At 36.6% G+C, this 12,400-nt stretch carries 16 protein-coding genes; 14 read left to right on the forward strand and 2 right to left on the reverse strand.

Features of this window, described 5'->3' with window-relative positions:
- The first annotated feature begins 106 nt into the window (after positions 1–106).
- The 14 genes from EPA86_RS07250 to EPA86_RS07315 all read left to right on the forward strand — a co-directional run bounded on the left by EPA86_RS07250 (position 107) and on the right by EPA86_RS07315 (position 9,541).
- Entirely contained in the window at positions 107–1,090 is a 984-nt protein-coding gene (locus EPA86_RS07250) for a PH domain-containing protein (protein ID WP_140602769.1), read from the forward strand.
- Between the two features lie 124 nt (positions 1,091–1,214).
- Entirely contained in the window at positions 1,215–2,087 is an 873-nt protein-coding gene (locus EPA86_RS07255) for a trypsin-like serine protease (RefSeq protein WP_140602770.1), read from the forward strand.
- Positions 2,088–2,211: 124 nt separating this feature from the next.
- Positions 2,212–3,243: an acyltransferase family protein gene (locus tag EPA86_RS07260; protein ID WP_140602771.1), complete on the forward strand. Its 1,032-nt coding sequence runs from the start codon at positions 2,212–2,214 to the stop codon at positions 3,241–3,243.
- A gap of 440 nt (positions 3,244–3,683) precedes the next feature.
- Positions 3,684–4,652, forward strand: a complete 969-nt coding sequence (locus tag EPA86_RS07265; RefSeq protein ID WP_140602772.1) for a dihydrodipicolinate synthase family protein — start codon at positions 3,684–3,686, stop codon at positions 4,650–4,652.
- Positions 4,653–4,956: 304 nt separating this feature from the next.
- Positions 4,957–5,265, forward strand: a complete 309-nt coding sequence (locus tag EPA86_RS07270; protein ID WP_140602773.1) for a TFIIB-type zinc ribbon-containing protein — start codon at positions 4,957–4,959, stop codon at positions 5,263–5,265.
- An 87-nt stretch (positions 5,266–5,352) separates the two neighbouring features.
- Positions 5,353–5,865 (forward strand): thioredoxin family protein, encoded by a 513-nt coding sequence (locus EPA86_RS07275; protein ID WP_140602774.1) that lies wholly within the window; start codon positions 5,353–5,355, stop codon positions 5,863–5,865.
- Positions 5,866–6,458: 593 nt separating this feature from the next.
- The gene (locus EPA86_RS18335; protein WP_246058303.1) at positions 6,459–6,758 is read left to right on the forward strand and encodes a hypothetical protein; all 300 of its coding nucleotides are present in this window, start codon (positions 6,459–6,461) and stop codon (positions 6,756–6,758) included.
- Entirely contained in the window at positions 6,755–7,195 is a 441-nt protein-coding gene (locus EPA86_RS07285; protein ID WP_140602775.1) for a GNAT family N-acetyltransferase, read from the forward strand. Before EPA86_RS18335 ends, EPA86_RS07285 begins: the two co-directional genes overlap by 4 nt.
- Before the next feature lie 119 nt (positions 7,196–7,314).
- The gene (locus tag EPA86_RS07290; protein WP_140602776.1) at positions 7,315–7,695 is read left to right on the forward strand and encodes a hypothetical protein; all 381 of its coding nucleotides are present in this window, start codon (positions 7,315–7,317) and stop codon (positions 7,693–7,695) included.
- Between the two features lie 43 nt (positions 7,696–7,738).
- The gene (locus EPA86_RS07295) at positions 7,739–7,927 is read left to right on the forward strand and encodes a glycine zipper domain-containing protein (RefSeq protein ID WP_140602777.1); all 189 of its coding nucleotides are present in this window, start codon (positions 7,739–7,741) and stop codon (positions 7,925–7,927) included.
- A gap of 62 nt (positions 7,928–7,989) precedes the next feature.
- Entirely contained in the window at positions 7,990–8,256 is a 267-nt protein-coding gene (locus EPA86_RS07300) for a hypothetical protein (protein WP_140602778.1), read from the forward strand.
- A 61-nt stretch (positions 8,257–8,317) separates the two neighbouring features.
- Positions 8,318–8,854 (forward strand): nucleotidyltransferase family protein, encoded by a 537-nt coding sequence (locus tag EPA86_RS07305; RefSeq protein WP_140602779.1) that lies wholly within the window; start codon positions 8,318–8,320, stop codon positions 8,852–8,854.
- 12 nt (positions 8,855–8,866) lie between these two features.
- On the forward strand, positions 8,867–9,181 hold the full coding sequence (locus EPA86_RS07310) for a DUF6693 family protein (protein ID WP_140602780.1): 315 nt from the start codon (positions 8,867–8,869) through the stop codon (positions 9,179–9,181).
- A gap of 39 nt (positions 9,182–9,220) precedes the next feature.
- Positions 9,221–9,541 carry a hypothetical protein gene (locus tag EPA86_RS07315; protein ID WP_140602781.1) on the forward strand — a complete coding sequence of 107 codons (321 nt, stop codon included), beginning with the start codon at positions 9,221–9,223 and terminating at the stop codon, positions 9,539–9,541.
- Positions 9,542–9,679: 138 nt separating this feature from the next.
- Here the strand turns inward: EPA86_RS07315 and EPA86_RS07320 are convergent, their stop codons facing one another.
- Positions 9,680–11,566 carry a glycoside hydrolase family 3 protein gene (locus EPA86_RS07320; protein WP_170309590.1) on the reverse strand — a complete coding sequence of 629 codons (1,887 nt, stop codon included), beginning with the start codon at positions 11,564–11,566 and terminating at the stop codon, positions 9,680–9,682.
- A 176-nt stretch (positions 11,567–11,742) separates the two neighbouring features.
- On the reverse strand, positions 11,743–12,399 hold the full coding sequence (gene elbB / locus EPA86_RS07325; RefSeq protein WP_140602783.1) for an isoprenoid biosynthesis glyoxalase ElbB: 657 nt from the start codon (positions 12,397–12,399) through the stop codon (positions 11,743–11,745).
- Between the last annotated feature and the right edge of the window lies 1 nt (position 12,400).

The raw sequence follows: 12,400 nt of genomic DNA on the forward strand, positions 1-12,400 counted from the left end.
ACTCTCCTCAATTGAAGCTTCTTATCAACTTCACTATGGCACATTCGCTAGCGATAGATGCCGAGTGGGGAGTCCATATCATTCGTTATAACGATAAGGAGCATAGGTGCAAACTTTAACTAAAAAGAATATCCCGTTTATATTTCTTGCAGTTATTTCTGTTTTCTGGGCTTTTTACTATCAAAGCTCAAATATTCTTAATGGATATGGCGTAGAAAAACCAGAATGGCTTTTGCTAATCGATGGTTTAGTTGTCTTACCTATATTATGCTTTTGGTTTGTTAAAGATAAAAAAGAAGCCGCTATAAAAGCTGTTGCCTACAGCTGTTTAATTATTTTGCTTGGCAGCTTTGTAATTCCTGAAAGTTCAAAGGTTGTATGGCCTTACCTTGAATCATTGCGCTATCTTGCTATAGCTGCGTTTATCATTTTAGAAATCACCACTATTTTGACCGTATTTTTTGCTATCAAAGCTTCTCTTACCAAAGAGCAAGATCCAGATTTGGCTATATCAAAACCAATTGAAAAAATTTTAGGTAAAGGTGCTATAAGCTCTTTACTCTCTTTTGAGGCGCGGGTTTGGACATACGCGTTATTTTCTAAAAAGATAAGGCAACAAAGTTTTACTGGAGATAGTCATTTTAGCTGTCATAAAAAAGATGGAGCTCAAAGCAATCAATTAGGCTTTATTTTAATCATTTTATTTGAACTACCCGTAATGCATTTGCTGTTACATTTTTTATTGTCACCGTTTGCTGCTAATTTCACAACGGCTTTAACTCTTCTTGGTTTAGTGTTTTTTATTGCAGAGTATAAAGCAATTGCAATTAGACCTATTTCAATTCTTCAGGACAGCATTATAGTGAGGTATGGTGTTTGGAATCCATTAAGGATTGCTTTAAGTGAAATTGCTCATGTTCAACCTAATTCAATTTTCATACGTCGGTCAGGTAATGTTAATAGATTCAATTTGGCTGGTAATCCCAATATTGAGATCAAGCTTAATTCGGGTAAGCTCATATATTTAGGAGTAGATTCACCCAATGAATTTCTAATGACTTTAGAAAAATATCGAGAAAAATCGTTATAACAAGCTGTTTAACAAGGACAAAATACAGTTGGCTTTTGCTCGTGGCTCGCTAACTTTAGCCGACCAATTTAAGCCGCTTATTGCGGCGTTAGGTTTTTAATGACTTCTACTCAAACGAATAAGCATGATTAAAATACTTACTATTACTTTCCTTATCCTTTCATTCGCTTGCAATGCGGTTGTTAAACGCCATGATGTTCAACCAGAAGTGTATGAAGTTAAAAAGACACCTGATTTTTTTATTGATATGCCGCATGAAGGAGCTGCTGTTCTTGTTGATAAATATTGGTTGGTAACGGCTGCGCATGTAGTCTTTTACAATTATCATGATAAACCTATAATGCTTCACGGTGTAGAAAATAGAATTGAAAGGGTTATTTTCCATCATGGATACAAGAACGACCCAGGTAATTGGGGGCAAGGAGATGCTAAGCCATTAATAGATTTTTTGAGCAATCGAGATGATATAGTGCTACTCAAATTAGCCGAACCTGTTGAACACTTAAAACCTATATCTCGATATTATGATAATAAAGAAATAGATGAGGAAGTTACTATATTTGGTAGAGGAGCAACTGGTACAGGTCTGACGGGAGAAATATTGACAACCAAGGAGCCTTCTTTTTGGGAAAGTATTTCAAACACTATAAGATCTCCGTTTACAGATATAGACGAAACTCAAGCCAATAGAACACTAAATAATTATAAAAATATTATAAAGTCAGCAAATGAAAACTGGTTGATGTTCCGGTTCGATAGAGGAGATGATGCACTTCCTCTAGAAGGAAGTGTTGGTTCTGGTGATAGTGGCGGTCCTGCAATTATGGTACAAGATGGCATACCTTTGCTTATCGGATTAGCAAGCTGGCAAGAATACGAAGGTGATTTAGAAGATTATGTCGGAGGAAAGTATGGGGCTGTTTCCGTATTTGTCAGAATTTCTTCATACAACCAATGGATCGATAAAACCATCTTGGCATACAAAAACAAAACCTAATAAGGTTTTTAAGTCGGACTCGTAACAGCTTGCTCGGTTCCACTTCGTTTCACATTATAGCAAGCTATTACGTGCCGCTTAAAACTGCGTTAGATGCCTGCATTATTCAAGTCCGGAGTTTTAGTTGGAGATTAGAAAATTAAACACATTGCGTGGGTTGGCTGCATTAATTGTGTTTATTACTCATTTTAGCGATATTACAAATTGGCTTAATGGAATGTTAGGCGGAGGCTCTGGAGCGTACGGTGTAATGCTGTTTTTCTTGCTGAGTGGTTTTTTAATGTCTCACTTATACCTGACCCAAAAATTCAGCAACGTTAATATCAAGCGCTACTTATTAGCTCGAATCGCAAGAGTAGTTCCATTATTCTTGGTTATTGTACTTAGCTCTTATGTTTTGTCCTTAATCGGCAATGATAGTCTTTATAACATTCCAGATACGAATGCACTGATTAGTCATCTACTATTTTTATATGGTGACAGTGTACTTTGGTCAATCCCCCCTGAAATACAATTTTACTTCGTATTCCTGGTTTTTTGGTCATTTCCAAAGAATAGGAGAGGCTATATTTACCTTTCAATATTAGCGGTTATGCTCCTGCTATTTTTCACAAACTTTCCACGAGTATATGGAGACATAAACGGAGTTCGTTACAACTTATTTAATACGTTAAGAAGTTTACCTTATTTTTTTATTGGGGTTATTTTTGGAATGCATTATAAGTCTTTTGAGGTACCGAAATACCTTAAGAAACATTACTTTATTTTCGTCTTACTCTTAATACCTGCTATGTATCCAGAGATCTCATCTGTTACGTCTGATGCTAAGACAAGAATGTGGTTAAGCTATGAAGTATTACTTGTAATGAGTTCCGTATTTTTTTGTATTGTATTTTTAGTTCCTGATAACAATGTACTATTAGCTAACAGGTTCGGTGACTTCTTGGGAAAAGTATCTTATTCATTATATTTGTTTCACATGCCAGTTATTATTTTTGTAAACAAGCTCAATTTAAGTGTTGAATTGAAATTATTATTATCTTTCGTTCTAACTGTTTCAGTAGCATTTGTATCATTTAAATATTTTGAAAAGCCCGTTGCTAGGTTCATACGTAACATAGCATCTAACACATATGAGCCTTCTTCCCGTCAATAGACACTAGACAGTTAACGGGAAACCTTACTTACGCTCATTTGCCGCAATTTTGCTTTTATAAATATCCTTCTAATGTAACCCTCTGTATATAATAAGATAGGTATTGAGACTATTCATAAAAAAAACATATCTGAAATACGAGGAGTTTTCTGATGTTTTCTTCATTTAGGTTTTATTGAAGTTGTTAGTAAAATCAAATAAACGACTAATTTATAGGCGAAGATCTAACTTAAATGTTACTTAGCGAGATTTAACAAAGACGTAATACTAATTCGACAAACGTTAACTTACGCCCCTTGAGGGGGCAATCTAATAAGTCTAAGGCTTTGCCGTAGGTAATTTAACTGATATAATTCACCCTAAAGATTTGCTATATTGTATACTGTATATTATTTGTGGTATGATCGGTTTAATGTGACTTTTTAACAGTAGGAAATATGATGGAAACAACAAGTACAGATTGGCGATATACGGTTATGCCGGCCGTATTTACATGGCTAAAAGAATCAGAATCCGGTGCCCTTGAAATTGACCTTGAAGTAACCCAAAAATACGCTGCAGATATTTTAAAGGTGCAAGGTAAAGGCGGAACTAGAATGGGTGGTCTTGTTGGTTCTGGTACGCTAGGTGAGAATAGCTACCTTAGCTCTGAACAGCGTATTTCTTTACTTAAAGGTCTTTCTGATGTTGCTAAAGAATTCAATGTTCCATTAATTAGTGGTGCTGCAGCAGAAACAAAAGAAGAAATTGCTGAAATAGTTAAAGGTTTAGCGTCTGCTGGAGTGGATACTGTTATGGTAATGCCTCCTAAAACAAAAGAGCTTCCTTCAGACGAAGATATGTATGCTTATTATGAACTTGCTGAATCAGCAGCAAGGGCTGCTGGTGTTACAATTATGCCTTATAATAACCCTGATGCAGCTGGTTATCATGAAATTTCAACAGAGCTTCTTTTAAAAATTGCAGAGCTGCCTAATGTGACTGCACTTAAAATATCTACTATTGATGTTTCAATCATTGAAACAATGATGTTAGCGAACAAAGATGCAAAAATCTTAGCAGGTGTTGACACTGTAACAGTACACGCAGGCCTTGCAGGCGCTTGCGGTGGTATTACAGGTGTTGGTTGTATCTTCCCTAAAGCAAGCGTAACGATGCAAGAGTACGTTTCTGCTGGTAACTGGGCTGAGGCAAACAAAATTTCTCAGGCGATGAACTCTATCTCATACCTTGACGCACAGCCATTACTATTAGAGTACCTAAAGTTTGCATTTGGTGTTCACCACAATGACGCTGAAGGCGGTCTTCGTACCCTTGGTAAGAAGTTAACTCAAGAACAAATTGATGATGTTCGCGCTAGGTATGTTCTAGCAAAAGAAAGACTTGAAGTTCTTGGTTTAGCTGAATAACCATTTCAAGAATCCAAATTAAAAAAGCCTCATTTTAACGAGGCTTTTTTTGTATGTATGAGATGGTAAATAGCTAAAGAGTTAAAGCCATTTGAAAAATATAAATTTCACTTTATTTATAAGTTTCTTGCAGATGCATACTAAAAAAGGGATTTATGCATGCGATTATTAAAGCTATAGCCGTAAATACCTAACGCAAAATTTGGCAGGGACAAATAACTGTTGGCTGTTTGCTCCTGGCTTGCTTATATTAGCCAACAATTTTTTGCCTCTTAATTGGGCGGTAGCTGTATAAGGAAATATCATGAGCTGGTTTAATTCTAAAAATTTGTGTTCTCACTGCAATATAACTAAAACGAATCAAAAATTTGAAAATGCCATAACTTGTCCTCAATGTGAAAGCAATATATTACTGGCTAGAGAAGGTATACGTATGTGCCCTGTTGACCAAACTGAGATGACAAAAGAGAATCATAAAGGCATTATCTTGGACAGGTGTAGTAAGTGCAATGGTGTATGGTTAGATAGGGATGAATTATCTAGTATGCAAGAGTTAGCCATAGAAGATTCTGATTTTGCAACAGGCATGGTTATTGGCATGGCAATAGGGTAACTATAGTTGGCAAGTGCAGGTATCTCACACACTTTAGCAAACTAAAAATGCTCCTTATCGGGTCATTAGTATTATTGGGAGTTTCAGTTGAGTATTGGAAATCAAATAACAGGCCAATTAAACAGCATAGAAGATTTTATTGAAAATTCTTCTGTCTACTTATTTCCTGTGAAAGTATTAGGCTGGATAGTTTTACTGTTAGCCTTGATTATTACTAATTTTATAGCAATTGCTAAATGGCCTTTATCTGCTATATCAAGAAAGTTCTATAAGAAAGAATTAGTTTTAGGAGATCCGATTGATATAACTTCTGAAAATGAACTTCAGAAAGTAGTTTCTGAACAAGATACCGTATTATTGGACTTTTGGGCTGAGTGGTGTGGGCCTTGCCTCTTAATGAACAATACCATTACAAACATAGCACAAGAATATGCGGGTAAGGTTTCTGTTGTTAAAGTCGATGTGTCATTAAACTCAACTCTAAGTAAATTATATGCTGTAAAGGGTTTGCCTACGATCATTGTCTTTAAAAATGGTGATGAAGTGATTAGGAAAAGTGGTTCATTAACAAAGAATCAGCTGGTGGAGCTAATTAAATAAAAGACACTGCTAAAGCAGTGTAAGCTCACCTTAGTCACTAAATTTAGCCAAACATTCAAGCATAGAGTTTTACGTTAGCTTTTGTTACACATTGAAGTCATTAACAGCGATCCTTTTATGTTAACTTACACTTTTTATCTTCAAGGGTACAACCGTGAATAACTTTCAAAAAAATGGGGGGGCATTGCAGCACTTTTTCAGGCAGCCATATACATATCAGCTTTTGTTTTTTTGGCGCGTTTTAGCATTATCCTGTCAGTGCAGATGATATTCAGAAGTTTATTTTTCTCACCAATAACCAGGTAATTTTATCGATAGTTAACTTAATTATGTATGTCGCCTTGGGTAGTTGTTTGGCAGTTTTAGTGTTAGCAACTCATCAACGGATGAAAACCAAAGCTCCTGTTTTATCAGAAGTTGCTTCAGTGTTCGGTATTATTTGGTTACCCTTGTCATAGCAAGTGGTATGATTTTCAACATAGGATTAGTTGCTGTAATCAATTTATCTGCCAAAAACTCAGAGCAAGCAATGGCTCTTTGAATAGTTATTAATACTATAGTTGAAGGTTTAGGCGGCGGAAACGAAGTTGTTGGTGGCTTGTGCTCTTTTATTGTGTATTGCAGGCTTAAGAATTAATGAGCTACCTAGACTACTTAACTATTTAGGTTTGTTTATTGGTACTGTTGGTATTTTCACGATTTATCCTGCTGAAATACTGACAGAAATATTTGGATTAGGCCAAATATTATGGTTCTCTTGGCTAGGTGTTGTAATGCTTATGAGCTATCAAAGCACTCAAACATCAGCTAACAGTTATTCAACCCGAAACATTGTGACAAACAGTTATTTGCCTATTAAATCGGGCGTTGTATTTTGCGTAGGTTCAGCATGAAAATAGATACTACTTCAAAAGAAGACTATTCAATCTTAATTGCTCTTTGGGAGCGATCTGTTCGAGCAACTCATGATTTCTTACCAGAAGACAATATAAAGATTTTAAAACCGCTTATTTTCAAACATTATTTCGATGCTGTTGATTTAAGAGTGGCTAAAAATAATCGTGGTGAAATTGCTGGGTTTATCGGGGTAGCCGAAGGCAATATTGAAATGTTATTTATTTCACCTGATTTTTTCAATTGTGGCATAGGTTCGCTGTTGTTAAAAAATGCTATTCAAACTCAGTCAGCAACTAAGGTAGACGTAAATGAGCAAAACCATGATGCTACAGGTTTTTATCAGCACTTAGGTTTTAAAGTTGTTGGCCGTTCACCTATAGATGGCCAAGGCAATCCTTTTCCATTGTTACATATGGAATTGAGCGAAGTATAACGTGCAAGTACTGTTGCAAAACAGCTAAAGTCTGACTAAGGTCCGCTTTACTTTGTCTTTTTAGGCAAACACTTTCAGCCCTTTTTGGGGCGTTATTTTATTTTTCTTTAAGGTTTAAGATGCAACCTGATTTCTCAAAATATACGTTAGAAGAGTTATTAGATATTGAGCAAAATATCGATAAAGATTTGTACCCAGAAAGATATGAAATAGTGTGTAAGCTAATTCAGGTTAAAGCAAGCAACTCTGTTGAAGTTGATGCAATAGCATTGGAAGAAAAGTCTTCTAAAATTCACCGCGTTTTATATGTTGTAGGGTTATTTTGGTTTTTTGCATTTTATTCAATCATTAAAGGTGAGTTTAGCCTTAAGTCTTACACCGCAACATTTGCTGATAATCCTTTGGGTTTCTTTTGTGGCGTAGGAGTTTATTTCAGCTTAGGTTTATATTTTTATTTTATGTATAAGAAGCAATGTAATAAGCTAAAAGAAAAGGAGTAAACATCAGCCCTTAATTTTTGGTGTTAATCGTAAAGGAATTCTAATGAACAAACACAATAAAACGAATGCGATTAAAAGCCCTGTAGGTTTTGGATTATCAATCGGTGTCGCAATTGGTTGTGGTATCGGTGTGGCACTAAACGATCTTGCTATTGGTGTAGGTGTTGGTTCAGCCATAGGTGTGGCATTTGGGGTTGCTATCAAAAAAGAACAAGAAAATAAGAAAGACTAAAATCAGTGGCAATTCAGTACACAAGCGACGAAGTAAAAGCATTCAAATTAATTTAGGAAAGTATGAATAAACATTCGATACCATTATTCATTGGCGTAGTCATTAGCATCATAGTTGTATTACTAATAAATAACTTCACAGTTGTTGATGACTGTTTAGACCATGGTGGAAGCTTTGATTATAAAGCTGGGCAATGTGTATTGGAGACTGGAGAAATTCATGTTGCTAGTTTTACTAATTATTTAATAGCGATTTATTTTATCATTGCAATTGCCGTCGCTTTCACTGTATCAAGGCTCATCAAAAGGTTTTTAACCGGTAAAACTTAACAGCGCTTTGATAGGAATCATTGCGACAGCACCTGTTAACCAACATAGATGTCATCGTAAAATGGATAGAATTATTAACCTCGTTGAGCAGGACGTGTTTAGGATTAACGCGTTAGATTGCATTTTTCAGCTGAACTTGCCTCAGTGTTATTTAGCCGCTGGCTTTGTTAGAAACTTAGTTTGGGATTATCTTCATAATAAACCAAAGCCAACCCCACTTAATGATGTTGATGTGATTTATTTCGATATAGCAGAAACACAGCCCAACAAGCACTTTGAATATGAAGCTAAGTTAAAAGCGATAATGCCTCAAGTGAACTGGCAAGTGCGAAATCAAGCCAAAATGCACATACAAAATGGTGATAAACCTTATTTAAGTACACTTGATGCCATGCGCTATTGGCCTGAATATGAAACGGCCATTGCCATTCGAAAAGTTAATAACCTTGATTATGAGTGCATATCAGCATTTGGGGTTAAGTCTTTATTTGCGTTGAAAATTACTCGTAACCCAAAACGAGATCGCACTACTTTTGAAAGTCGTATAGAATCAAAAGGCTGGCTAACTCAATGGCCTAAGTTAACCATTTCACACTAACAAGGAGCATTCATGAGAATTCAAGCAGACGTAGCAACAATAGACATATTAGGGCATATCATTCTGTGGTTTATTTTAGTACTTATTACCTTCGGAATTGCCGCGTTTTTCTTTCCGTATTCATTCTCTAAATTTATTCTAAACCGCTCACAAGTGATTGATGAACATGGCAACCCTAGGCAAATGGTGTGTCACACCGACATTTTTGGCAACATTGGCCATGTCATTATTTGGATGATTATTTCCATACTGACACTTGGTTTAGGTTACGCATTCTACTTTTATAAAGTGTGGAATTACTCATTAAACAATACCAGCGTTGAATAGAATCTAACTAAAATATAACGATTAAAAGGAGTTACGATTATGATTAGAGGCATGCTGTTTTGCTTTACCTTAGCTGTTTTAATAGGCTGTGCTAAACCTGTGAGTTCAAGTTGTATGGAGTCTCAACGGTATAAGGTTCCTGAAAACAATTACCCGCCTGATAATAGTAAATGTGATGCGCAAGATGCTGCCGTTTATGTGATTGCTGCAACCATTAAAACTATGCAAGAGCAAGAGAAAGAGAAAAAAGAAGCGCCTTCATCAAAAGAGCCGGTAAAATGTTCTGACATGATTGGTAATGCTCGAAAAGACTGCCTTCGAAAAGAGAAAGAACTTAATGATCCTTTAGATGAGTTTTAACTAAAGGTTCACTTTTGCTTTACCATTGTAATGCTATTTATAGCATTACAATATCGTCATCATTTCACCAATAAGAATCACAAGCCTCTGAATTTACTCAGTTTAGCTCACTAGTAACTTATTATTTAGATGGTCAAGCTACAAACTTACTGGCAGTTTTCCTTGCGCTTGCTGGTTGCCTAATAAAATGCCAATAGCGCTGTTATAGCCTGGGCTTTGTGCTGCGTTGTTATGATAAAAGCTACGATCATCAAACCCGAGTAAAACCACATCAGCATGCTGACTATAAGGCGACATTAAATAAGGTGAGCCCCTGCCAATAAACACAACAGGTTTTTGTTGTGCCTTAGCATTTGCTAGCGCCAACTCGACCAACTTGTCATAGGTTAATTTACTCTCTTTACTAGTTGAAGCTACTTTGCCAGTAGGTACAGTTACCAAATCATCCATTCCACCTAAATCAACCAAACTCGCCGTTTTTACATTGATGGTGCTAATAAATAAATCTGACCTCTTTAATGCGGCGTTATTTTCTTTATTCATTAGAGAGCTTTTATCCGTTGCGATAACCGCGGTGATGTGAGGCTGTGCTAATTTCGCAATAGCAAACTCTTCATTAATGGCCAATGTTAATGCTTCAAACTCTAACTGATTTTCAACTAGCACATGAATATTTAACGCTGCATTATTATTAGAATGATTATCGGCATTAGCTTTTGCATTTATATTTGCTGAATATTGCTTAAGAGGAATAAGACCTTGTTCATTCTTTAATAACACCGTTGCTTCATCTGCTAGCTCTTGTTCTAACTCAAGATGAAAGCTGCTAGCAATAATATTATTAGCTTGTTCTATTTGCTTAGCTAAACTAACGCTAGGTAAGGTTATGTAGCTTTCTTTATGATGATTGATTCTAGCAACTGAAGCTTCAAGTTCTGCTAGGGTAAATTCACCTTGTTCAATGCGTGTTTCTAGCGCTTTGCTAACGGCTTTAATAAATTGCTTAAATGCTTGAACGTCACTCGGCTTTCTTACTTTAAATGGCATCACCGCTAAATCTGCACCAGCGGTGAATGTTTCAACCGTAGCTTGTACCTTATCAAAATAATGAGCAATGCCAGCCATATCTAATGCATCGGTGGCGATAATGCCTTTAAACTGCATTTTTGTGCGCAACAAATCATGTAAAATTTTACGCGACATGGTGGCAGGCCTAATGAAGGTTTTTCCTGATTTACTGGTAAAGGTGCTGTCATCTAAGGCAGGATATTGAATATGTGCCGTCATTATCATGGCAGGGCTTGCCTGCTTTATCGCCCAACTAAATGGGAATATATCATTCTTTTCAATAACATTAAGAGGATGGTCCACTCGAGGTAATCCTAAATGACTATCGACATGGGTATCACCATGACCAGGAAAGTGCTTTAGTGTTGCCATAATGCCATGTTGTTGCAGTGCTTTTACTGCGCTGACGCCATGCTTTGCAACCTCTATCGGTTTTTCGCCATAAGAACGCGTATTGATTACCGGATTTTGACTGTTGGTATTTACATCAACCACAGGTGCATAATTATTGCTAATGCCTAAGGCTTTCAACTCTGTCGCAATTACATGATTTACACGTTCAGTATAATACGTTTGATGCTGTGTATAAGTTGCCCCTAATGCCATGTTACCGGCAAAAGCGGTCCCTTTATTAAAGCGAAAAACTCGACCACCCTCTTGATCTACAGAAATAATTAACGGCTTTTTCAAGGATGATTTTAATGCTGCTTGTTGTAAATCGTGAGTTAACTTAACAACTTGCTCTGTTGTATCAAAGTTTTCAGCGAACAGTACCACTGAGCCAAGGTTAGTGTCAGTGATTAATTGTGCTAACTCATCAGGTAAAGTTGTTACACCTTGCCAACAATGCTTGGGCGTATCTTCTTGCTGACAAAAATAACGAATATCTAGCGCCATTTTTTGGGCTATCATTTGATCTAACAAGGTAAAAGCAATGGGTTGTTGTTTTTCAGTCATAAGTTTCTCAATTTTCTGTTCAGCTTTGGCAGCAGCATTAAAAAGAAAACAATTAACAAGCAAGCAGTTAATTATCAAACAACAAAACACACCAAATACTGTGTCTTTAATTGACCTAGGCTTGTGATAAATCATAAAGTGAATTCGCCTTTTTCGGCACTGTTATGCCAACTACTTTACTCGATTAATGCAATTACACTTTTCACTAAACGGTTAATCCCGACAGCGGCTTCACTGATTGAGGTAGCTAGCATGTAAGCGGGAGTTGTCACCACTTTATGTGCGGGATCTATAACAACTTCATCAACGGGGCTCTCACAATGCGCTAATCCCTTTGCCGCAATTAAGTTAGCTGTACCTGTATCGGTGCCTATAGTCCCTTGAATACCTTTTGGGTAAATTAATGGCAGTAAAGCTGGGGCAATACACATATAACCAGCTGGCTTTTCTGCCTGAGCAAAGGCCTTACCTGCAGCGAGTACATGTTCATTAATGGTGTAATTATCACCATCGATAGCGAAGTTACAGAGATTTTTTGCCGCGCCAAAACCACCGGGGACAATCAGCGCATCAAATTCATCAACGTGAAGATCATTTAGATCTTCAACATCACCACGAGCTATCCTTGCCGATTCAACTAAGACGTTTCTGGATTCATTTTCACTTACTTCGCCCGTATGATGATTTATAACATGGTGCTGAGTCATATTAGGAGCAAAACAACGATAAGCAGCTCCGTGCTGTTCAATTGCCAACATAGTTAATACCGTTTCATGTATTTCACTACCATCGTACACACCACAACCACTTAAAATTAGTGCTATTTTTTTCATA

The sequence above is a fragment of the Litorilituus lipolyticus genome (assembly GCF_006439335.1).
Taxonomy (GTDB): Bacteria; Pseudomonadota; Gammaproteobacteria; order Enterobacterales; family Alteromonadaceae; genus Colwellia; species Colwellia lipolytica.

Bases quoted from the DNA above. Each gene is read 5' to 3' on its own strand.
- EPA86_RS07255 (WP_140602770.1), top strand. From the start codon at position 1,215: ATGATTAAAATACTTACTATTACTTTCCTTATCCTTTCATTCGCTTGC.
- EPA86_RS07265 (WP_140602772.1), top strand. From the start codon at position 3,684: ATGGAAACAACAAGTACAGATTGGCGATATACGGTTATGCCGGCCGTA.
- EPA86_RS07270 (WP_140602773.1), top strand. From the start codon at position 4,957: ATGAGCTGGTTTAATTCTAAAAATTTGTGTTCTCACTGCAATATAACT.
- EPA86_RS07285 (WP_140602775.1), top strand. From the start codon at position 6,755: ATGAAAATAGATACTACTTCAAAAGAAGACTATTCAATCTTAATTGCT.
- EPA86_RS07290 (WP_140602776.1), top strand. From the start codon at position 7,315: ATGCAACCTGATTTCTCAAAATATACGTTAGAAGAGTTATTAGATATT.
- EPA86_RS07295 (WP_140602777.1), top strand. From the start codon at position 7,739: ATGAACAAACACAATAAAACGAATGCGATTAAAAGCCCTGTAGGTTTT.
- EPA86_RS07300 (WP_140602778.1), top strand. From the start codon at position 7,990: ATGAATAAACATTCGATACCATTATTCATTGGCGTAGTCATTAGCATC.
- EPA86_RS07305 (WP_140602779.1), top strand. From the start codon at position 8,318: ATGGATAGAATTATTAACCTCGTTGAGCAGGACGTGTTTAGGATTAAC.
- EPA86_RS07310 (WP_140602780.1), top strand. From the start codon at position 8,867: ATGAGAATTCAAGCAGACGTAGCAACAATAGACATATTAGGGCATATC.
- EPA86_RS07315 (WP_140602781.1), top strand. From the start codon at position 9,221: ATGATTAGAGGCATGCTGTTTTGCTTTACCTTAGCTGTTTTAATAGGC.
- EPA86_RS07320 (WP_170309590.1), bottom strand. From the start codon at position 11,566: ATGACTGAAAAACAACAACCCATTGCTTTTACCTTGTTAGATCAAATG.
- elbB (WP_140602783.1), bottom strand. From the start codon at position 12,399: ATGAAAAAAATAGCACTAATTTTAAGTGGTTGTGGTGTGTACGATGGT.